19 protein-coding genes, 4 tRNA genes and 1 pseudogene are annotated in these 21,488 nt (G+C 36.4%); 18 read left to right on the top strand and 6 right to left on the bottom strand.

Translation table 11 applies throughout. The annotated features are described in order from the left end of the window. Positions 1–29 precede the first annotated feature (29 nt). Positions 30–935, bottom strand: a complete 906-nt coding sequence (locus tag GQR60_RS12220; RefSeq protein ID WP_124993192.1) for a DMT family transporter — start codon at positions 933–935, stop codon at positions 30–32. Positions 936–1,203: 268 nt separating this feature from the next. Between GQR60_RS12220 and GQR60_RS12215 the strand changes: the two genes are divergently transcribed. Next, positions 1,204–1,944, top strand: a complete 741-nt coding sequence (locus GQR60_RS12215; RefSeq protein ID WP_124993191.1) for a DUF6261 family protein — start codon at positions 1,204–1,206, stop codon at positions 1,942–1,944. A 132-nt stretch (positions 1,945–2,076) separates the two neighbouring features. Here the strand turns inward: GQR60_RS12215 and GQR60_RS12210 are convergent, their stop codons facing one another. The 3 genes from GQR60_RS12210 to bcp all read right to left on the bottom strand — a co-directional run bounded on the left by GQR60_RS12210 (position 2,077) and on the right by bcp (position 5,879). Beyond that, positions 2,077–4,173, bottom strand: coding sequence for a S9 family peptidase (locus GQR60_RS12210; protein WP_124993190.1), 2,097 nt, complete (start codon positions 4,171–4,173; stop codon positions 2,077–2,079). 188 nt (positions 4,174–4,361) lie between these two features. Continuing rightward, positions 4,362–5,387: a recombinase RecA gene (recA, locus tag GQR60_RS12205; protein ID WP_124993189.1), complete on the bottom strand. Its 1,026-nt coding sequence runs from the start codon at positions 5,385–5,387 to the stop codon at positions 4,362–4,364. A gap of 24 nt (positions 5,388–5,411) precedes the next feature. Beyond that, positions 5,412–5,879: a thioredoxin-dependent thiol peroxidase gene (bcp, locus tag GQR60_RS12200; RefSeq protein ID WP_124993188.1), complete on the bottom strand. Its 468-nt coding sequence runs from the start codon at positions 5,877–5,879 to the stop codon at positions 5,412–5,414. Between the two features lie 367 nt (positions 5,880–6,246). Between bcp and GQR60_RS12195 the strand changes: the two genes are divergently transcribed. The 9 genes from GQR60_RS12195 (at position 6,247) to GQR60_RS12155 (ending at position 12,263) form a co-directional block, all read left to right on the top strand. After that, positions 6,247–8,451, top strand: a complete 2,205-nt coding sequence (locus GQR60_RS12195) for a PD40 domain-containing protein (protein WP_124993187.1) — start codon at positions 6,247–6,249, stop codon at positions 8,449–8,451. A gap of 16 nt (positions 8,452–8,467) precedes the next feature. Next, a complete protein-coding gene (locus GQR60_RS12190) occupies positions 8,468–8,752 on the top strand; it encodes an ATP-dependent Clp protease adaptor ClpS (RefSeq protein ID WP_124993186.1) in 285 nt (94 codons plus the stop codon). Positions 8,753–8,778: 26 nt separating this feature from the next. Next, complete coding sequence (locus tag GQR60_RS12185; RefSeq protein WP_124993185.1) at positions 8,779–9,243, top strand: NfeD family protein; 465 nt, start codon at positions 8,779–8,781, stop codon at positions 9,241–9,243. A gap of 10 nt (positions 9,244–9,253) precedes the next feature. Beyond that, positions 9,254–10,231 (top strand): flotillin-like protein FloA, encoded by a 978-nt coding sequence (floA, locus tag GQR60_RS12180; protein ID WP_101311289.1) that lies wholly within the window; start codon positions 9,254–9,256, stop codon positions 10,229–10,231. A 200-nt stretch (positions 10,232–10,431) separates the two neighbouring features. After that, a tRNA-Ser gene (locus GQR60_RS12175) sits at positions 10,432–10,518 on the top strand. 63 nt (positions 10,519–10,581) lie between these two features. Then, positions 10,582–10,656: transfer RNA gene (locus GQR60_RS12170), tRNA-Pro, on the top strand. Between the two features lie 69 nt (positions 10,657–10,725). Then, positions 10,726–10,800, top strand: a tRNA-Pro gene (locus GQR60_RS12165). Positions 10,801–10,860: 60 nt separating this feature from the next. After that, positions 10,861–10,935, top strand: a tRNA-Pro gene (locus GQR60_RS12160). A gap of 122 nt (positions 10,936–11,057) precedes the next feature. Further along, positions 11,058–12,263, top strand: a complete 1,206-nt coding sequence (locus tag GQR60_RS12155) for an L-serine ammonia-lyase (RefSeq protein ID WP_124993184.1) — start codon at positions 11,058–11,060, stop codon at positions 12,261–12,263. Positions 12,264–12,327: 64 nt separating this feature from the next. Here the strand turns inward: GQR60_RS12155 and GQR60_RS20110 are convergent. Then, a pseudogene (locus GQR60_RS20110) lies at positions 12,328–13,424 on the bottom strand (M28 family metallopeptidase). Between the two features lie 773 nt (positions 13,425–14,197). Between GQR60_RS20110 and GQR60_RS12140 the strand changes: the two are divergent. The 8 genes from GQR60_RS12140 (at position 14,198) to GQR60_RS12105 (ending at position 20,966) form a co-directional block, all read left to right on the top strand. Further along, on the top strand, positions 14,198–14,587 hold the full coding sequence (locus GQR60_RS12140; protein ID WP_124993181.1) for a DoxX family protein: 390 nt from the start codon (positions 14,198–14,200) through the stop codon (positions 14,585–14,587). Positions 14,588–14,594: 7 nt separating this feature from the next. Further along, the gene (locus tag GQR60_RS12135; protein ID WP_160463472.1) at positions 14,595–15,107 is read left to right on the top strand and encodes a hypothetical protein; all 513 of its coding nucleotides are present in this window, start codon (positions 14,595–14,597) and stop codon (positions 15,105–15,107) included. Between the two features lie 315 nt (positions 15,108–15,422). Beyond that, positions 15,423–15,740, top strand: coding sequence for a hypothetical protein (locus tag GQR60_RS12130; RefSeq protein WP_124993179.1), 318 nt, complete (start codon positions 15,423–15,425; stop codon positions 15,738–15,740). A 235-nt stretch (positions 15,741–15,975) separates the two neighbouring features. Next, positions 15,976–17,313, top strand: a complete 1,338-nt coding sequence (locus GQR60_RS12125; protein WP_225441408.1) for a sigma-54-dependent transcriptional regulator — start codon at positions 15,976–15,978, stop codon at positions 17,311–17,313. Between the two features lie 72 nt (positions 17,314–17,385). Beyond that, the gene (locus GQR60_RS12120; protein WP_124993178.1) at positions 17,386–17,910 is read left to right on the top strand and encodes a TlpA disulfide reductase family protein; all 525 of its coding nucleotides are present in this window, start codon (positions 17,386–17,388) and stop codon (positions 17,908–17,910) included. Between the two features lie 710 nt (positions 17,911–18,620). After that, a complete protein-coding gene (locus GQR60_RS12115) occupies positions 18,621–19,247 on the top strand; it encodes a hypothetical protein (RefSeq protein WP_101311281.1) in 627 nt (208 codons plus the stop codon). A 101-nt stretch (positions 19,248–19,348) separates the two neighbouring features. Next, positions 19,349–20,293 carry a tRNA dihydrouridine synthase gene (locus GQR60_RS12110; protein WP_124993177.1) on the top strand — a complete coding sequence of 315 codons (945 nt, stop codon included), beginning with the start codon at positions 19,349–19,351 and terminating at the stop codon, positions 20,291–20,293. Between the two features lie 4 nt (positions 20,294–20,297). Then, positions 20,298–20,966 carry an adenosylcobinamide amidohydrolase gene (locus GQR60_RS12105; protein ID WP_124993176.1) on the top strand — a complete coding sequence of 223 codons (669 nt, stop codon included), beginning with the start codon at positions 20,298–20,300 and terminating at the stop codon, positions 20,964–20,966. On the opposite strand, the gene GQR60_RS12100 is transcribed toward GQR60_RS12105, so the two are convergent. Further along, positions 20,939–21,487, bottom strand: a complete 549-nt coding sequence (locus tag GQR60_RS12100) for an AAA family ATPase (protein ID WP_124993175.1) — start codon at positions 21,485–21,487, stop codon at positions 20,939–20,941. The genes GQR60_RS12105 and GQR60_RS12100 overlap by 28 nt on opposite strands. Position 21,488: the final 1 nt, after the last annotated feature.

Genomic DNA, 21,488 nt, shown 5'->3' with positions numbered 1-21,488 from the left:
CTAACAAAGTCATTAAACTTGTTGGAGTTTTACTTTACCACTCTTCGATTCAGATAATTAACAAAAAGCAAACTGCATGCAATCACAATCATCCCGATAATTGATAGTAAATCAGGATGTTCATCAGGAAGAACTAACCAGCTTAATGAAGCGCCAAAAATTGGGACGATAAATTTCCATGTATTTAAATTGGAAACTTTTACGTCAGGCCGTTGCAAAAGGCCAAACCAAATGGTGATGGCAAATGCCGAGACCATAGCTAACCAAGCTAATGAAAGATAGTATTCGCCTGGATGAATGGTATTCCAGGATGGATTTTCTATTGGAATAGAGATCAGCATCAGTGCGGTGCCTCCAATTATCATCGAAAGAGAAGCCAATACCCGGGGAGGCATGTCTTTTGCATCACGCGATACAATTACGTTGCCGGTACTTCCTACAATGTTATTGAGGATTAAAATTCCTACACCAAGTGGAATTGTTGTTGTTAGAACAAAATCAGCCCTACCCAGACTAATAATACACACGCCGGTTATTCCCAAAATAATGGCAAATATTTTTTTCCAGCTCATCTTGTCATTAGCAAGCATAAAATGGGCAAAAACAGCAGCGAACAAAGGTTGCGAACCAATTAACATGGCCGCCAAAGCACCCGGAACAAAACTAATTCCAGTATAGAACAATCCGTAAAGGAAAGTGGTTTGCAGCAAGGCTACCCAAAGAATGAACCGCCATCTTTTTTTCGATTCCAGGATTTTATACTTCAAATCTTTAATGAAGGGCAGAATAATTAATCCCGAAAGGAGAAATCGAATACCAGCAAATTGAAGAGGAGTTGTATATTTTAAACCTATTTTAATTGCTGTAAATGGAGTTGCCCAAAGCAAGCACGCAAAAATGGCCAATACGGTAGTTGAGAATAGGAATTTCTTCATGGGGCACGGTAAATTTTCTGTAAACTTAGGGATTTTTAGTTGATCTCTGAGAAGAAGTGTGTTTTAATATTTACGTAGTTTATTGTGTTGTATAAATAATGAAACCGATACGTTTAATCTATTAATACAATATAAAATAGTGTATAAATAGTAGTTATTACTAATTATCAGGTGTAAAAATAATTTTAATGATAAGATGATGTAATTTATTAGTTGTAAAATATATGTATCTTAATGGTTTATTATTTTAGTACAGAAAAATAATCCGATGAATCAACAATTATTAGCACATGCCAAAGCAATTGAGGTAGGAATGATTGCAATTGCGATAGTAGACTTCTGGAAAATGAAGAAGCCAAAAATAAATGATCACCTGCAACTGAATCTGGAAGAGTTGAACATTCAAAATAAGATTCTTCAAGATTCATTTGGAACCGTGCGTAATGGCGCTTATACTTTGGAGATGAAAAAGCTGAATAGTCAAATAGCAAGTTTATTTGTTGGCTTAAAGTATATGATAAAGGCTTACTTACATCATCCCGATAAGGAGATTGTAAACAGTGCGGGGAAAGTTTGGGGGCAACTTGCAGTCATTGGTGTAGATACTCACAAGAAAAATCTGGAAAAAAAAATTTCTGGTTTGCAAATATTAACTGAGAGATTGTTATCAGGAAAACTAAAAACTGATGCCGATAAACTAAAGGGAACCGAGAAGTATTTAACTGTTTTACACCTGAGCCTCGATCAATTGAAAGCGCTTTACAGGCTAACCAATACTGAGCAGGTTAAACGTAAACAAAGAGTGCAGACAACGGCACAGGCTCATAAGGTGCATCGAATATTAAATGATGATATTTTTCCTTTTTTATTCACTTTCCGACAGGTAGAACCTGATCGTTACGACAGTTTTGCCCGATTCGTCGAATTTGAGTTGAAGAATACCAATGCTGTTATCAGAGCGCGCAGAACGCGTTGGGCAAATAGGAAGAAAGAGGATGAAAGAATTTAAATTCTATTCCATTGTTCATTTTTTGTTGTTTCTATTGAGCGGTAAATGATGATTTTTAAATTTGAATGGAAATAAAAATCCCCATCAAACGAAAGTCTGATGGGGATTCTGTATTGTAATTTTCTTCAAATTTTATTTTGCTTCTTTCACATACTTGTCAAGCCAGTTGGCGAAAGTGCGCTGCCATAAAATTCCGTTTTGAACGCCCAAAACCCAATGGTTTTCTTCAGGCAAATGAAGAAACTGAGCAGGAATTCCGCGCAGGCGTGCTGCATTAAATGCCTGCATTCCCTGCGATTCAACAATGCGGTAATCTTTTCCGCCGTGTATAACTAAAATCGGAGTATCCCAATTCTGAACAAATTTATGTGGAGAATTAGCATAAGAGCGTTGAGCAATCTTGTTGTCTTTTTCCCAGAATGGACCGCCAAGATCCCAGTTTACGAACCACATTTCTTCGGTTTCTAAATACTGAGCTTCCAAATTGAACATGCCGTCGTGAGCAATAAATGCTTTGAATCGTTTCTCGTGGTGTCCGGCCAGCCAGTAGGCCGAGAATCCACCATAAGAGGCGCCAACGCAACCCAAACGGTTTTCGTCAACAAACGGTTCTTGCTTAACAGCATCAATAGCACTTAAGTAATCTTTCATGTTTTGTCCGCCATAATCGCCTGAAATTTGTTCATTCCATTCTTGACCAAAACCAGGTAATCCTCTTCGGTTGGGTGCCACTACAATATAGCCATTGGCTGCCATCATCTGGAAATTCCAACGGTAACTCCAAAACTGCGAAACGGTTCCCTGCGGACCACCTTGGCAATAAAGTAACGCAGGATATTTTTTGCTGGCATCGAAATGAGGAGGATAAATTACCCAAACCAACATTTGTTTGTTGTCGGTGGTGGTTATCCATCTTTTCTCAACCTTGCCCATTTCAAGTTGGTCAAGAATATTTTTATTCACAAATGAAATCTCTTTTGTTTCTCCCGTTAGCGGATTTACATTGTAGATTTCAGCAGGTTTCGACATCGATACTTTGGTTGCAATAAGAGCATCGCCGGCAATGTGAACTGTATGGTAATCGTGAATGCCTTCTGTTATTTGTTTGATTTTACCATCGGCAAGGTCAAGCTTGTAGATTTCCTGCACGGCATGCCATCCCGAAATAAAATATATACTTTTGCTGTCGGCAGTCCAGGTTAACGATTGAGCATTCTGATCGAAATCTTTTGTGTAGAAAGTTTTTTCGCCGGTAGCCAAATCCATTACGAATAAGCGGTTTTTATCAGCTTCGTAACCATCTCTTTCCATGCTTTCCCAAGCCATTTTGCTGCCGTCAGGCGAGAATACAGGGTTCATATCGTAGCCCATCATTCCTTGCGTCATGTTTTTGGTTTCGCCGGTAGCAATATCGAAAAAGTAGATGTCCGAATTCGTTGATTTTGCATATTCTACACCATGTAATTTACGTGATACATAGGCCAGGGTTTTTGAATCAGGAGACCAGGCTATTTGTTCGGTTCCACCAAATGGTTTTACCGGAGCCGACCATTTTTCACCAGGCATAATATCTTTTCCTGATGTGATTTTTTCACTGTAATCAGCAAGGAAAATGTGAGTGTATGTATCTACCCAGCTGTCCCAGTGGCGGTAGTTCATGTCGTTAATTACGCGGGCATTTGCTTTTGGAAGATCCGGATATAAATCTTTTACCGCTTTTTCCAATTGTACTTCTTTCAGATAGAATATTTTACTCATGTCAGGTGAGTAATTGAATGCATCAATGCCTCCCTCAATATCCGAAACCTGAACAGGATTGGTACCATCAGGATTCATTTCCCACATTTGAGTTGTTCCGCCGGCAGAACTAATGTATGCGATTTTTTTGCCGTCAGGTCTCCAGATTTCGTTGAATTCCTTTTTTTCTGTGTTTGTTAACTGAACAGGCTCACCACCTTCAACAGGAAGAGTGTATAGATCGCGGTAAGAGCGATTTTCTTCTTTGTTGAAATAGTTTACTCCGTATAAAATTGTTTTTTCGTCAGGGGAAATGTTTTCTCCGCCAAGGCGCCCGAATGACCATAAAACTTCTGGAGTCATTACATCCGACTCTAGTTTTGTTTCCGGTGTTTTGTAAGACGAATCGTTTTTTGATTCCTCAGCTTTTTGTTGACAGGATGATAATCCTGTCACAATTGCCAAGCCTAACAAAAGTTGTTTGTTTGTCATGATTGTATAGGTTTGTTGTGTTAATTTATTTCAGCACCGTAAATGTAAGAAATACGAAGAACATTTAATAATCGATTTGTTCATACTAAAGACATGATATATCGTATTTTCAAATAGCTGGGAATGTATTAAAAAAAAGACCCTCAATAAAATTTGAGAGTCTTTCTATATATTTTTTTCAGACAAAATTATACTGCAGCTACAGGATTATTGATTGCATCAATAATTTTAGCTTCTAATTCTTCAGCCAATTCAACATTGTCAATAAGAAGTTTTCTTACTCCTTCGCGACCTTGTCCTAATTTAGTTTCGCCATACGAGAACCATGATCCACTCTTTTTAATTACGTTGTAAGTAACTCCAAGATCGATGATTTCACCTGTTTTGGAAATTCCTTCACCGTAAATAATGTCAAATTCAGCTTTTCGGAATGGAGGAGCAACTTTGTTTTTTACAACTTTAACACGAGTATGATTGCCATTTACTTCATCACCATCTTTAATCTGTCCGATTCTTCTGATATCCAATCGAACAGAAGAGTAAAATTTAAGAGCATTACCACCGGTTGTTGTTTCAGGGTTGCCAAACATCACACCAATTTTTTCACGCAATTGATTGATGAAAATACAGGTTGTGTTGGTTCTGTTGATGTTAGCTGTAAGTTTACGCAATGCCTGAGACATCAAACGGGCTTGCAATCCCATTTTCGATTCTCCCATTTCACCTTCAATTTCAGCTTTAGGAGTTAAAGCAGCAACCGAGTCAATAACAATTATATCAATTGCAGATGAGCGGATCAGCTGGTCGGCAATTTCTAAAGCCTGTTCTCCATTATCAGGTTGAGAAATCAATAGGTTTTCAGTATCAACACCTAGTTTTTCAGCATATGAACGATCAAATGCATGCTCTGCATCAATAATTGCAGCAATACCACCTGCTTTTTGAGCTTCAGCAATAGCGTGAATGGCCAGAGTAGTTTTACCTGAAGATTCCGGTCCGTATATTTCAATAATTCTTCCTCTTGGAAGTCCGCCCACACCTAACGCCATATCTAAGGATAGAGATCCTGTTGAAATGGTTGCAATATCTTCAACGGCATTGTCCCCCATTTTCATAATGGCACCTTTACCGTAGGTTTTATCAATTTTCTCCATGGTTAACTGGAGTGCTTTTAGCTTTTCTTTGTTGATTTCTACAACTTCTTTTGCGCTCATAATATATTTTCAATTATTTATTTTCTACACTAAGTCCATTTCAGATAGAATCTGATTGGTATGATCTTTTGTTTTTACTTTGGTAAATACTTTCTCAATAATTCCTTCTTCCGAAATTACAAAAGTAGTTCTCAAAACTCCCATATAAGTTTTTCCGTATAACTTTTTCTCACCCCAGGCACCATATGCTTCTAAAATTTCTTTTTCTGTATCAGCAATTAAATTAAATGCTAAGTTATACTTTGCAGCAAATTTTTGGTGCGATGATATTTTGTCCGGACTTACGCCAATTACTTCAAATCCTTTTTTTGTCAGATCATCGTAGTTTTCGTTTAAATTACACGATTCCGCAGTGCATCCGGGAGTATTGTCTTTCGGATAAAAGTACAGAATGACTTTTTTGCCTTTGAAATCAGAAAGTTTTATTTCTTTCTCGTTTTGATTTAAACCAGTGAATTCCGGTGCGTTATCTCCTTCTTTTAAGTTTGTCATGGATTTAGAATTTGAATTGCAAATATACCTTTATATGCATAGAGGTACGAATTTTTAGCATTAAAATTATCAACCACTGAAGTTAAAAAAAAAAGCTTCCAAAACATGAGGAATGGATTTCTTTTTTATTTTTCCAACTCGTTATTTTGTTAATCTTAATCTCTGTTTTGTAATTTCGTACTTACACATTATATATTATCTTTGTTATAAAATAATTACTATCTTAACTTTTTGTTAGATCCTGCATGTTACAAGAGGTTTTTGTTGATGCAAATGATACGTTGCAGGAGGTTTATTGTTTTTTGGTTGTTAATTGGAGGGAAGCATTCTTTGTTTTCCCAATTTCCATTTTCAAGAAATTGATTCTATGAATAATAAAATGAGATTACACTACAGTTTACTTTTTCTTTCTTTTTTCTTCCTCCAGTTTTCAGTTGCGCAAAGCTTTAGTGGAGGGAAAACAGAACAGCAGATTGAGCAGGAGGCTTTTACATTCTTCGACGGGGAGAATTTTATTAATGCATTGCCGTTGTATCAGGAATTAATAAATGTGTATCCGCAGGATCCGGAATACAATTATTATCTGGGAGTTTGTCAGGTTGAAGTGAATGAAAATGTAAAGGAGGCTATTCAGCATCTTAAGATTGCATCAACGAAAAATGTAAATGCATCGGTTCCATACTATTTGGGACGGGCTTTTCATATGAATTATGAGTTTAATTCCGCAATAAGGTATTATCGGAAGTTTCGTGAATATTATAAAAAGAAATCAATTGGTATCGATCGGTTAATTGAGATGTGTCAGAATGGTTTACCTCTGGTAAATTCTTATTATGTGGTTGATGTAAAAAATAAAAAGGTAGTAAACAGGAATGAATTTTTTAGGTACTACGATATTGAAGGTTTTGAGGATCGGTTGTCAAAGAAAGATAAATCTCTTACATCCAGATATGATGGTGACGGAGATAGAGAGGTAGCTTGTTTGGCAAATAAAGGACAGTATATTTACTTTTCAAGTTATGGAAAAAATAAAAAGACTGGACGGGATTTGTATCGTGCCAAACGCTTAAGAAACGGTGGATGGGGAGAATGGGAAGCACTGAACTCTCTAAATACTGTTTACGATGAAGTATATCCGTTTATGTCGAATGACGGAAGAACTCTTTACTTCTGTTCTCAAGGTCACACAAGTATGGGGGGATTTGATATTTTCAGATCAGTATACAATGAAATATCTGACACTTGGAGTGAACCTCAAAATATGGGATTTCCGATTAATTCGACATCTAACGATTTGTTTTTTGCAACTGATTTAAACGATGAGTATGCATGTTTTACTTCAAGCAGGGAGAATGGAAAGGATGAAGTAACTATCTACAAAATAAAATTATCTGATTATCCGGAACAAAAAGTAGTGATGAACCCTGATCTGTTATCCAATATTGCGATATTAAATGTGGGGAGTAGTAGTGTCGACGGAAATTTATTTGAACAAGGTGCGGAAGAGCCTTCTTATTCGATGAAATATAACAAAGAAGATTTCCCATATTTTAATTTTCCGGTTACCAGTGAATTGACGTATCATTATTTGAACGAGTTTAAATCGAGCGAGGCCAGGGAGATTTTTATTGAAGCTAAGAATGACCAATTTAATTCGGATAGTTTAATTGACGGTACCGAAGACTTAAGAAGCCAGTTGAATGGCTTGGAAGGAATGCCTCATACTATTCTGTCCAATAAGATATCTAAATTGGAACAAAAGTCGTTTGAATTGAGTAAGCAGGCCGAAAATAAATTATTGAAGGCTCAATCTCAGGAATCTGATTATCTGAATAAAAATATTATTGGAACTGTTACTGCTGAGGTGCATGCTCCTTCCAGGAAAGGACAACTGGTAATGAGTTCGGAAATAATTCCTTCCACAAATTCAAGGTCTGGTGCTAAAGTTGTTAATAAAACTGAGGATGGATATGTTTATCATTTGCAGGTCGGTGTATTCTCTAACAGAGCAGAATCAAGCTTCTTTTCAGGTTTAGATGACGTGAAGGAAGAAATTGTTGGGAATGGGAAATTGTATAAATACATGGTTGGAACTTACTCTACATTTGCTGCAGCTAAGAAAAAAATTCCTGAAGTTCGTCAATTGTTTCCCAATGCTTTTGTTGTAGCTTATAAGGATGGTGTTAAAACCAGTTTAAGTGAAGCTATTAAGGCAACCGATCAGGATTATAAGCCTGAGCCTCAACCTGTGGCTGCTATTGTCAATACAAAAGCAATCCAGACTGTTACAGATGATCAGGTTAATTTTAGAGTTCAGGTGGGAGCATATTCCGGTGAAGTTCCTGAGGATGTTAAATTAAAATTGGAAAATTTCTCAAAGTACCCAATAGACTATTCCAAAGATTACAGAGGGTATACGATTTGCACTGTTGGTAATTTTGATTCTTACAGCAAAGTGAGTAAATTGAAAATGGAACTTCGCGAGGCCGGTTTAGGGGATGCTTTTACTGTAGCATTTTCAGGTAATGATAAGATAACCATTCAGCAAGCACTCGAAATACTTAGACAATAAATAGAGGAGATTGGTAATGTTGGGGATTGATAAAACACATACAGATAAAGAAGAGAGCGATGTAATCAGCGATCTTTTAAACCGCAATACATTGATGCTGATTAATGATGATTTTCACACTTTTGATTTTGTTGTGGATGCGTTGGTTGATGTTTGCAGACATGATCCTGATCAGGCAGAACAATGCGCTTATATTACTCATTACAAGGGGAAATGTGATGTAAAAAAAGGAGATATGAGTACCATTAAACCTATGAGGGATAGATTAGCAGAGAAAGGATTGAAAGTGAATATTGTTTAGCTTCAGATAAATTAGATTTATAGCAAATGACAGCATTAATTATTGTACTTCTTATCGTATTCGGTATCGTTCTTTTACTGTTGGAGTTTTTGGTCATTCCAGGAATTACGGTGGCAGCCATTGGTGGGATTTTAATGATAGCCGGAGGTATTTATATGTCTTATCACCATTATGGGAATTCAGTAGGACACCTCACTGTTTTGTCTGCTGTTGTTTTTAGTGGGATATCTTTGGTTTTAGCCTTAAAGTCACAAACGTGGAATAAAATAATGCTAAATACAGAAGTCGATTCTAAAGTTCAAAAATTGGATGATGAAAATATTACTATTGGTGATCAGGGGATTTGTGTTTCACGTCTTGCACCAATGGGAAGAGTGAAGTTGGATAATATAATTGTTGAAGCAAGATCAACGGGAGCTTATGTTGATGAAAAGACAAAGGTTGTTGTTGTAGGTATTGTTGATAAGATTGTAATTGTAAAACCTATCTAAAATAAATCAAATGGAAATTGGTGCATTAATAATGTTAATTGTCGCCGTTGGGGTTGGAATATATATACTATTCTATTTCGTCCCAGTAGGTCTTTGGTTTTCGGCTCTATTATCAGGAGTTAAAATTTCTTTACTTCAGCTCGTGTTTATGAGATGGAGGAAAGTTCCGCCAAAAGTGATTGTAAGTGCCTTAATTGAAGGTACAAAAGCAGGCTTGATTTTGAATCGGGATGAACTGGAAGCTCATTATTTGGCTGGAGGTCGTGTCGCTCAGGTAACGCATGCTCTGGTGTCAGCTTCAAAAGCTAATATCGATTTGACATTTAAAATGGCTACGGCTATTGATTTGGCCGGTAGAGATGTGTATGAAGCCGTGCAAATGAGTGTTATTCCTAAAGTCATTAATACTCCTCCTGTAACAGCCGTTTCTAAAGATGGTATTCAGTTAATAGCTAAGGCCAGGGTTACTTTGCGTGCGAATATCCGGCAATTGGTTGGAGGAGCAGGTGAAGAAACTGTGTTGGCAAGGGTAGGAGAAGGAATCGTATCTTCAATTGGGTCAAGTGAATCTCATAAAACGGTTCTTGAAAATCCTGATTTTATTTCACGTGTAGTGCTGGAAAAAGGATTGGATGCTGGTACCGCTTTTGAAATTTTATCGATTGATATTGCTGATATTGACATAGGAAAAAATATTGGAGCAGTTTTGCAAACAGATCAGGCTGAAGCTGATTTGAAAATAGCGCAGGCAAAAGCCGAAGAGAGAAGAGCCATGGCTGTTGCTCTTGAGCAGGAAAATAAGGCATTGGCACAGCAAATGCGGGCAAAGGTGATTGAAGCGGAGGCAGAAGTTCCCCGGGCAATGGCCGAAGCTTTTCGAAATGGTCAATTGGGGATTATGGATTATTACCGAATGAAGAATATTGAAGCAGATACTAACATGAGGGATAATATTGCAAATCCATCTGATAAAGGGAAAAAGAAATAGATGAATTGATATAATTTCAATTGTAACCGGGGAGTATTCATGTACTTTCCGGTTTTATTTTGGGTAATTTGAAAAAAAAATGAAATGAATCTCATTGATTTATAATTTACTATAATCCAAAGCGCCGAAATCTTCTATTAATGGGAGGTAAATATTTTGCACATCTGAATTTTTTACATACTTTTGCTACCGCAAGATCAGGAGAGGTGGGTGAGTGGCTGAAACCACCAGTTTGCTAAACTGACGTACGGGAAACTGTACCGGGGGTTCGAATCCCCCTCTCTCCGCAATTTTTTCTATAAAGATGGAAAATGGAGTTGGCGAAATTTTTTTCCCCCTCCGCAAATTTTCGGGGTGTAGCGTAGCCCGGTTATCGCGCCTGCTTTGGGAGCAGGAGGTCGCAGGTTCGAATCCTGCCACCCCGACGAAAATTTTTCAGAGGAGTTTAAAAACTTCTCTTTTTTTATCTAAATAGAGTACCGGAATGAAAGTTTCGGGGTGTAGCGTAGCCCGGTTATCGCGCCTGCTTTGGGAGCAGGAGGTCGCAGGTTCGAATCCTGCCACCCCGACAATATTTTAGAGGAGTTTTAAGGCTTTTCTTTGTCAAATAGAATACCGGAATTAAGTTTCGGGGTGTAGCGTAGCCCGGTTATCGCGCCTGCTTTGGGAGCAGGAGGTCGCAGGTTCGAATCCTGCCACCCCGACAAGAAAGAGAAATCATTTGGTTTCTCTTTTTTTGTGCAAAATATTTTCAAATCGCATATTGAGTATCTATTGACTTTCTTACATTTGCATCCAACTTACACAACAACAACAAAACGTCATAATGGAATCAATAAAAGAGCTTTATCGCATTGGGTACGGGCCTTCGAGCAGTCATACAATGGGACCGCGTAAAGCAGCAGAACAGTTTTTGCTGCGCCATCCTAAAGCAGATAAATATGAAGTGACTTTGTTTGGCAGTCTGGCTGCGACAGGGAAAGGGCATTTAACAGGTGTTGCAATTGAAAAGGTATTTGAGGAGAAAGATCTAAATTTGATCTGGCAGCCTGAAGAATTTTTGAAGAGGCATCCTAATGCGTTGCGTTTCAAAGCTTTTTCTGCATCAGATGAATTGATTGAAGAATGGACTGCCTACAGTATTGGCGGTGGAGCAATAATAGATGACAATAGCGAGGTGTCTGCCCAAAAAATATATGGGTTGACTACAATGGATGAAATATTAGAGTGGTGCAAAAGCAATAAAAAGCAACTTTGGGAGTACGTGGAATTGATGGAGGGAGACGGTATTTGGGACTATCTGGATGAGGTTTGGACTGCAATGAAAAAGGCTGTAAAAAGAGGAATGAACAAAGAAGGTGAACTTCCGGGAGGTTTAGAGCTGGAGCGCAAGTCTCATTCATATCGATTAAAAGCGAAAACTTTAAGCGGGCCGATGAGAAAACGATCCATGTTGTATGCATTTGCCTTGGCTGTTTCAGAAGAAAATTCTAGTGGAGGTGTAATTGTAACTGCTCCAACATGTGGAGCCTGTGGTGTTTTACCTGCAGTTCTTTACTATCATAAGAAATTCTATAAGTTTGGGAAAAAGGATGTGTTGAAAGCTTTAGCGACCGCGGGCTTAATTGGAAATTTGGTCAAGACCAATGCTTCGATTTCGGGAGCAGAAGTTGGTTGTCAGGGAGAGGTGGGAACAGCTTGTGCCATGGCTTCCGGAGCTGCTACTCAGTTGCATGGAGGAACTGTATATCAGGTTGAATATTCTGCCGAAATGGGTTTGGAACATCATCTGGGGCTTACTTGTGATCCCGTTCTTGGTTTGGTTCAAATACCATGTATTGAACGCAATGTTTTTGCGGCAGCGCGCGCATTAAACCACAATACCTACGCGTTACTTTCAGATGGCCGTCACAGAATTAGTTTTGATCAGGTAACTGAAACAATGATGAAAACCGGACTTGATTTACCATACACGTACAAAGAAACATCTTTGGGAGGATTGGCTTCATTAAAGGTCTTTAATTATAAATAAAACACGAATAAAATGAGCTTGATTCTATCATAAATCAAGCTCATTTCTTTTAATGGATCTAAATTTATTTTAGATCTTTTTCTCGTCTTGCTTTAAATTCCGATCCGTCTTTCCATTTCGGAAATTCATCTTGATTGGCAAGTTCCCAGCCAACGCGAAAAAGTAACCGGGCATCTTCGGCAACACCATCTAAATTCCACCATTCTTCGTATTCATCAAAAGGTTTGTGGTAATTGTTGCTTAGCCACTCTTTTTCTTTTGCAGACATGTATTCTATGCCTTTTTCTCTGCTATCGTTGTTGCCACGAGCAAATAATGCGGGAACACCTACGCGGGCAAAGCTGAAATGATCCGATCGGTAATACATTCCCGATTGAGGATTAGGATCAGGCAGGATATGTCTATCTTGTTTTTCTGCTTCGATTCTTACTATGTCTTCCAGATCTGATTGTCCATATCCTGTAATCATTACATCTTTCATGCGCCCATAAGGCAGCATCAGATCATTGTTAATATTTGCAACAGTTTTGTTTAGCGGAAAAATTGGATTGTCTACATAAAACCCGGAACCATTTAATCCTGACTCTTCTGCAGACGGAGCTAAAAAACAATTGACCGGCGAGGTTGATGAGGCATGGCTTTAAAAGCTCTGGCAATTTCAAACATCCAGGCAAGAGAGGTTCCATTGTCAACAGCACCATTGTAAATTGAATCTCCATTCATTTTTGGACCAATTCCAAGATGATCCCAATGTGCAGAATAAAAAACATATTCATCTGCCAGATCTGTTCCTTTTATTATTCCGAGTACATTGTGTGTAACGTCAAAATGCGCTGAATTTTTAAAAGCAACACTTAATTTTGTGCTTAAATTAAAACCTGTAAATTCTTTTTGCTTGGCTAATTGAGTCTCAGTGTCCAGATTCTTATCTGCATCAGCAAATAATTGTTTGGCAGCATCAAAAGTTATCCAGCCTTCAACTAAACATCTTGATTGATAATTATCCTTAGCTTGCTGATATAATTTCGGAACCGATGCGGAGTTTAAAACTACTGACCAAGGGTATCCAACTGGTCTGTCTTGATGAATAATCAGTATTCCTTCGGCCCCTTGACGGGCTGCTTCCTCGAATTTATAGGTCCACCGGCCATAATATGTCATTTCATTGCCCTTAAAGAAACTTTTATCAGTTGAGCCAAAACCTGGGTCATTCACCAAAACAATTACGGTTTTTCCTTTAACATCCAGATCTTTATAATCGTTCCAGCCGTATTCCGGAGCTACAATCCCGTAGCCTGCAAATACTAAGTCAGATTCTGCTAATGCGATTTCATTCTGAATGCGTCGGGAGAAGGTGACAAAATCCTCGCCGTAGGTTAGTTTTCTTATTTTGTCAGGTGATTTTAAACTAAGAAATTGGGGAGCCGTAAGTGATATCTCGACTAATGGAACGTCCTGAAAATAGGATTCCTTGTTGATTGGATCAAGCCCTATTTCTTTATACCACTGTGCGATATAGTTAATTGTTTTTACTTCACCTTCAGAAAATGGTTTTCGTCCTTGATATTCATCAGATCCCAATTCTTTGATGTAATTGATCATTCTCTCTGTTGAGATAACCGATTCTGCATTTTTTAAACTTTCATCGGAAGAACTGCACGCCATTGTTAGTGCGGCGATTGTTAGTGTTAGTAGTGTTTTTATTTGCATGTTGTTTGTTTTGCTTAAAAGTAGGAAACAAAGTTTAAATAATTGTAATGCATAACATATATTGTTTCTGTCTTTTTTAATGTGATTCAGCTTACAATTTATGATTGTGATTCAAGCTATCTTGCATTTTAATAAGAAACTTAGAATACGTCTTGCAATTTTTGTAGTTTTAAAAAAAAGTAAAAATTATTTTGAAGCCAAAACGAAAATATCGAACTGTTGAAATGTTGCTAAGAATAGTAACAGCTATTATATTGATTCAAACATTACATTTTAAATTTACAGGTCATCCGGAGGCTGTTCATATCTTTTCTGCAATTGGGATGGAACCTTGGGGACGGTTTGGTATTGGAGCAATTGAATTGATTACGGGCATTTTGTTTTTTTTACCTAATTTATGGAAAGCAGCAGCTGTAATAACCTCAGGATTGATGATTGGGGCAATTGGGATTCATTTATTTACCTCGGTAGGTATTGTTGTTGAATATGATGGTAGTTCTGATGGAGGTCAGTTATTTGCAATGGCGGTTGTTGAATTACTCTTTAGCTGTATATTAATGTATAGGGCTAATTTGCCGGAGATGTATAAGGACTATTTCTCTAAAGAAGATTAGATTAATGATGGAAAAGCTTTCATATCAGGAGAAATGTGCTTGTTCCCGTAGTAGTTTTTGTAAGTATGTGGAGCGTCAGGAATATTTTACTGTTTACGAAAAAGAATATCTGGTAAAGATTATCGTGAATGATAATTTGTCTGGAGTGTTATACGTTAGTTCTGTTTTAGTTGTTTGGAGTTTTATTGCAGGAATAATTGATGCAGTGCTTTTTCCTGGAATTATTGCTTATGCCATTTTTCATGGAGTTGTCGATTATAAAGTTCTTACTCCGCCGGTTTTATTTCTGCTTGTTAATTTTTTAGTCAAGCTAATTTACATTGCAAGTAACTTAAAAGACAGAGTAAAGCGCAATGATATATTTATTTCAGCCTTGCCGTATGCTGGTTCTGCTTATCTTCTGAAAAAATTTCTGATTGATGATAAATTACTATCGAAAGCTGTAGTTCTTTACTTGAAAGAGAAAAAGCTGCAGGCTAAAGATTATTTTCTAAACTTGATTATTAAAAGAAATAAGTAATCGAATAGATGCTCTTTATAATACACCCTTTGCTCCAATTCTTTATAATTCCCTTTAATTTATATCTAAAGAATAAATAACGTGCTGTAAATTTATTTTATAGTAAATAAAAAGTGGAATTTATCCCCACATAATTGTGTAGTCTACAATTTTATGATGAAGTGTTTATTAATGCTTGTATTTATTTAAGATTTGTAATTTTCACAAATAGAGTGTTTTGCGGTGTCGCTTGTCGCTGTATGTCATTTGTGGCATAGAAATTTCATAATAGATCATGTTATTATATTTTAATATTTATATAAAAATTGATTAGTTATGAAAAGAGTTTTGATTGTATCAGCAGTAGCATTAATGTGTAGTGTAAGTATTCCAACATCAGTTTCGGCAGCAAATTTAGTTTCAGGGACAAGTTTTGTGCAGGAAGATGTTAAATATGAGGAATTAAAAGCTGAAGAACTTCCTAAAATGGTTCAGACAGCAATTACGGAATCATATTCAGATTATGCGATTCTTAAATCATTTATTGGAAATGATGGATCGTACAAGATTATCTTATCAAAACCAGAGGGAAATATTGCTGTTTATTTCAATGCGAAAGGAGAATTTGTAAAACAGGAAGATCTGGCGGTTTAAGGAATAGATTCATTTAAGCAATTTACCCAAATTTTTAATGCTTATACCTCTATCGAAGTTGTATTTCAATATTTCGATAGAGGTAATCTTGTTGTCTTTTAAATATCAGAGGAGTTACATTTTACAAAACAAAATTGATCAGTATTGTAAAACGTCTATGACAAGGATATTTTGATACGCAGGGAAATTATTTCAGTATGGCAAGTTCTCCCGAAAAAATTTCGGGACAGGCTATATGGCAAAAATATACAATTATAATGATATGAATAGTATTCTTATTGTGGATGATGATGCAACACTTTGTTTGATGCTGAAAAAATTTTTTGAGAGAAAAGAGTTTTTTGTTACTACTAGTTTTTCATCGGTTGAGGCAAAAAAAAAGATTCAGTCGAAATTTTATGATATCGTACTTACTGATTTGAGGATGCCGGAGGTGTGTGGTATGGAAATCATAAGTTTTGTGAAGAAAACAACTCCAAAGACTGTAGTGGTTATGATGACAAGTTATGCAGATATCTCATCTGCAATAAAATCGATTAAATTGGGAGCTTATGATTTTATATCGAAACCATTTGGACCCGATGAAGTTTTGAATATTGTTAATAAGGCTCTTTTACATCAAAATCCCGTTGTAAAATCGAAATCGCAAGTACCATCAGGTATTCAGGATTATTATCAGGGCAAAGGAAAATTATCGAAGCAATTACTAAAACATATTGATTTAATTGCACCAACTCTGATGTCAGTATTAATTGTAGGTGAGAGTGGTACCGGAAAGGAAATTGTAGCGAAAATGATTCATGAAAAAAGTGATAGGTCTCAAAAACCATTTGTTGCCGTCGATTGTGGATCTATTTCAAAGACGCTGGCTTTGAGTGAATTTTTTGGACATGAAAAAGGTGCTTTTACAGGTGCTGTTACTGATAAAATCGGACATTTTGAGGCTGCAGATGGAGGTGTTCTGTTTTTGGATGAGGTAGGAAACCTTAATCATTCTACGCAAGTTCAATTATTGCGTGCTTTACAAGAAAGAAAAGTAAAGCATGTAGGCAGTAATAGAGAGGTGTCGGTTGATGTTAGGATTCTGGCTGCAACAAATGAGGATTTAAATGAGTCGAAGCAGATTGGTGCTTTTCGGGAGGATTTATATCATCGCTTAAATGAGTTTCAGATTAATGTTCCTCCTTTAAGAGAAAGAAAGTCTGATATTATGCATTTTGCAGAATTTTTTTTGAATATGGCAAATAACAGCCTTGGGAAATCGGTAGTTGGTTTTGATAAAAGTGTAGAATATGTTTTTACTAATTATGCTTGGCCAGGTAATTTAAGAGAAATGAAAAATACCGTTCAGCGTGCAACACTTCTTACAAAAAGGGAGTTAATTACTTTAAATGAGTTGCCGTCTTCTTTTTATGAAAATACTCAGGAGTATCTAAATCCTTTATTTGAATCCGAAGGTGAGAGGATTAAAAGAGTTTTAAATATTTCGGATTATAATAAAAGTAAGGCTGCACGCTTGTTAAATATGGATAGAAAAACCCTTTACAGAAAAATTAAGATCTATAAATTATGAAGTAGATGGTAAAGCTTATCTGAATTTTATCTTTATTTGTTTATTGATATTTTTTTTAATCTGAGAATAGAAATGAATAAGGTAATTATAACAATTGGTTTTATTATGGGATTGGTTTTTTCAGGAATGGCGCAAGTTCAGGATTCCAGAGGGTATATAGTGAAAGTAGGAGATATGGCACCTGATTTTGAAATGAATTTGACCGATGGAAGTAAATTAAAGTTGTCTGACTTAAAAGGAAAAGTTGTGATGTTGCAGTTTACGGCTAGTTGGTGTGGAGTTTGTCGCAAAGAAATGCCGTTTATCGAGAAGGAGATTTGGCAGAAGCATAAAGAGAAGGATTTTGCCTTGTATGCTTTAGATTTGGACGAGCCACAAGAAAAGGCTGAAAAATTAATAGCCGCAACAGGAATAACTTATCCGGTTGCATTGGATGAAGGGGCAGTAATATTTACTAAGTATGCACACAAGGAAAGTGGTGTGACTCGTAATGTAATTGTTAATAAAGAAGGCAAAATTATTTATCTCACCAGATTGTTTAATCAGGAAGAGTTTGAAGGGATGAAAGTGGTGATCGAAAATGAATTAAAAAAATAATTTGTTTTTTAAGGAAAATGCAACAGGTGAAATTAATTGCATTTTTTTAGCGTTTATACTTCCATGTAAGGAGCAAAATGGATTTTCTTTTGCTTAAATGAAATGCATCTAAAAAGAAAAAGGGCGGTGACTAGCCGCCCTAAACTACTACTTAAATTTACTTATGAATTAGTACAATCAATCACCTAAGTGTTTAACAGACTTTCTTCACCAACAAAGATAATGTATGATGTTAATTTTTATTGTTAAAACACATCCTTTTTTATGAACCAATGATTTTGATAAATGAATCGCCATTTATTAATGAATAGTTATTTCTTTTTTTGGGAGAGGAACTCTAATTTTTTTTGCATTTGCATTATTGTGATTCATTTCAGGTCTTAGTTAGTATAAAAAATAAATCAGAAAGTCTGATATGTTAAGATGGATTAAATTCATCAATAGGTTTATCATTAATTACTCCACTCAGCCCTGTTTAGTTCTTCGTAATAAAATCTTTTAAAACCCTAATTCCTCTTGGATAGCTAATTTGTCCCCGATTGCCTTTGTGAATATATTTTCTCTTTTTCTTAATTTTTAGTTACAGATATTTAAATCACTAAAATATTAATTTGTTTTACTTTCACAATTGAAAAATGCCTAATTTTATGCCTATCTTAAGGGGATCAAAAAGATTTTGATTTAGTTTAATTATTTAGCAGTAATAGTTTATGGACAAGGATTTTATTCATATTATAGAGAAGGTAAGGGCTTATTTGTTCAAAAATGGTTTAAGCGGCTTTTCTTTTGATAAAGTTAAAGATTTTGGGGTGTCGCCATCTGATGTATCCAAATTTGTTGATTCAGTAGAGGAGTTGGTAGAAAAAATTCTTGAATACGAACGAAAATCGTTTGAGTCCATTTTTACTCAATACAATTTTGAAGGTCAGAATGCGATTGATATATTATTTATCGTAAGTCAGGAGATGAATGATCGTTTCGAAAATTTAACACCATCCGTTACAATGGAATTTGAGAGTCATTTCCCGGAAGTGTATAAAAAGCATATGGATGAGCGGATGGAATTTATTTTTGATAAAATTAAAATAAATGTTGAAAAAGGAATAGCTCAAGGCATGTATCGCGATGATCTTAGCAGCGAGATTGTTGGACGGATGTATCTGGCGAGACTTGAAGACATGCATAATCCTGAACTATATCCTCCGGAGAGATTTAAGTTTGGTACAATCTACGATACAATGATTGATCAATTTGTAAAAAGCATTGGTACCGAGGATGGAATTAATTATTATCGTCAGCGTAAACAATTACTGGGTGTTTTAAGTTTTGGACGATAAAATGATATTTGCAGGAATAAGTTCTTCTGTATTTTGGACTATTTATTCAGGCGATTGCTTCCAAAAATATTTGGGAGCGACAAACAAGAAATTATAATCACATGAAAATTTCATTAGCACCTCTTCAGGGATATACTGATTGGGTGTTCCGACAAGCATATGAAAAATGCATTGGGGGCGTAGATGAATTCTATACCCCTTTTCTTGTTCTTCAAAATTCAGGAGAAATAAGAACCTCGCACAAAAGAGAAGTAGAACCTTTTTTGGAGAGAAATAATCGATTGGTGCCTCAGTTTTTAAGTGGATCTGTTGAGGAGTTTCAATTTTTTGAGACGTATCTTTCAGATTTAGGTTATGAAAAAATGAATTGGAATTTAGGTTGTCCTTTTCCTATGGTTACCGGGAAAAAGAAAGGATCTGGCTTGTTGCCATATCCTGAAAAGATAAAGGATATTCTGGAACGTGGATATTCCGGGAAAATTGACCTGTCGATTAAAATGCGGTTGGGTTTGGAAGATAAATCGGAGATACTTTCGGTTTTGGATGTGATGAAAAACTTTAATATTGATGAAATTATCGTTCATCCTCGCATTGGCAAGCAAATGTATAAGGGAAGTGCCGATCGGGATTATTTTCAGCAAATACAGGAGGGTTTTAATAAAACAATTGGTTTTAATGGTGATATTGAGACACTTGATGACTTTGAGAGCTTGAGTGCTCAATTGCCAAACCTAAATCATGTAATGATAGGAAGAGGAGTTCTGAAAGATTATTGGTTGCCGGCAAAAATAAAGGGAATAGAAATTCCATCTGCAGATATTCGTAAAAAAGCATTGCGTAAAATGTACGATGAAATTTTTTCTACATATACTTCATTTTTAAGTGGGGATACGCAAATCTTACAAAAAATGAAGCCGTTTTGGGAGTATTTCTCCAGTCATTTTGAGAATGAGAGAAAAGTTTACAAAGGAATCAAGAAATCGGGAGGCTTAAAAAAATATCACGAGGCTGTTTTGTTTGCATTCCAACAAAATGTAAAGGAGTAGAAGAATGAAATTTTCAATCGAATTAACGGATCAATTCCTTCATGTTGAGTTTCAGAATCCGGTTAGGATGGTAAGTTCTGCAATTTTAAACGGAGGTTGCCAAATTGTTGACCATTTTTTGAATACAAAGGTTGATGCTAATTTTAAAGGAGAAAGAACTGATTTTGAATCTCCGGATATTACACTTAAAGGAATAGCTGACTCCCAAAATTGGGAAGGGAATTGTGTGGGAATGATGACTGCGGCCTTAATGAGTTCATTCCGAAGAATTCGAGTTGAAAAGCAGGGGGTTTGGATAGAGGTTTTTGTTACATCCGGAGTGTCAAATGCCCGCAGGGCAGGAGATGAGGCCGATTATCAATTCGTGAATGAGGAGTGTCAAAAAATAGGAACTATTAATATTCTGGTTACTACTAATGCTAATCTTTCTGATGCAGGTATGGTTGAATGCATTATGATGGTGGCGGAAGCCAAAGCAGCTTGTCTGCAGGATTTGAAAGTTCTGAGCCCGGTTAGTGGATTATTGGCAACGGGAACAGGAACTGATTCCACGGCAATTGCATGTGGTACAGGTCCTATAGTTCAGTATTGTGGCAAACATGTTTTGTTTGGGGAAATGTTGGCAAAAACAACTTATGAAGCCATCTATAAATCATTATCGGTGGCTAAATAATTGGTAATAAATTGAGCTCTTTCTGCTGCTGAATATTTAGGAAGTTCAATAACAGTAAAACCCAATTCTTCATAGGTGTTTTTTAAGAAAACAGATATTTCCTTTGCATCTTCAAATGATTCAGGTCTTTCTGCATCGTTAATAAAAATCTCTTTCCAAGGAGGGGCAAGAAATACAGTTTTGTTGTATTGGTCGGATTTCTTAAAATATTTTAATGGAACAGTCAAGCCTCCTCGTCTTACGTAGGCAATAATGTCAGGTAACCCACGATCAAAAAAACACTTTCCTTCGGCTTTGCATTCAGTAAGTTGATAACTCATGCGCTCATAACAAATTTCAGCAAATTCGGATAGATTCTGCCAGGGAACTTTGTCTCCGCCAATTTGATGTTGTTCCTGAATAACAATCCTTGATATTTCTTCAAAACACTGATAGCCTTGTTCTGATAATTTATTTAACAGGGTCGATTTTCCTGATCCCGGACCACCAGTAATTATGTATCGATTATGGTACTTGTTCATG

Origin of the sequence: Labilibaculum euxinicum, assembly GCF_009795715.1 — a bacterium.
Taxonomy (GTDB): domain Bacteria; phylum Bacteroidota; class Bacteroidia; order Bacteroidales; family Marinifilaceae; genus Labilibaculum; species Labilibaculum euxinus.
Note: the sequence above shows the minus strand (reverse complement) of the source record. Positions and strands in the feature narration are given on the sequence as shown.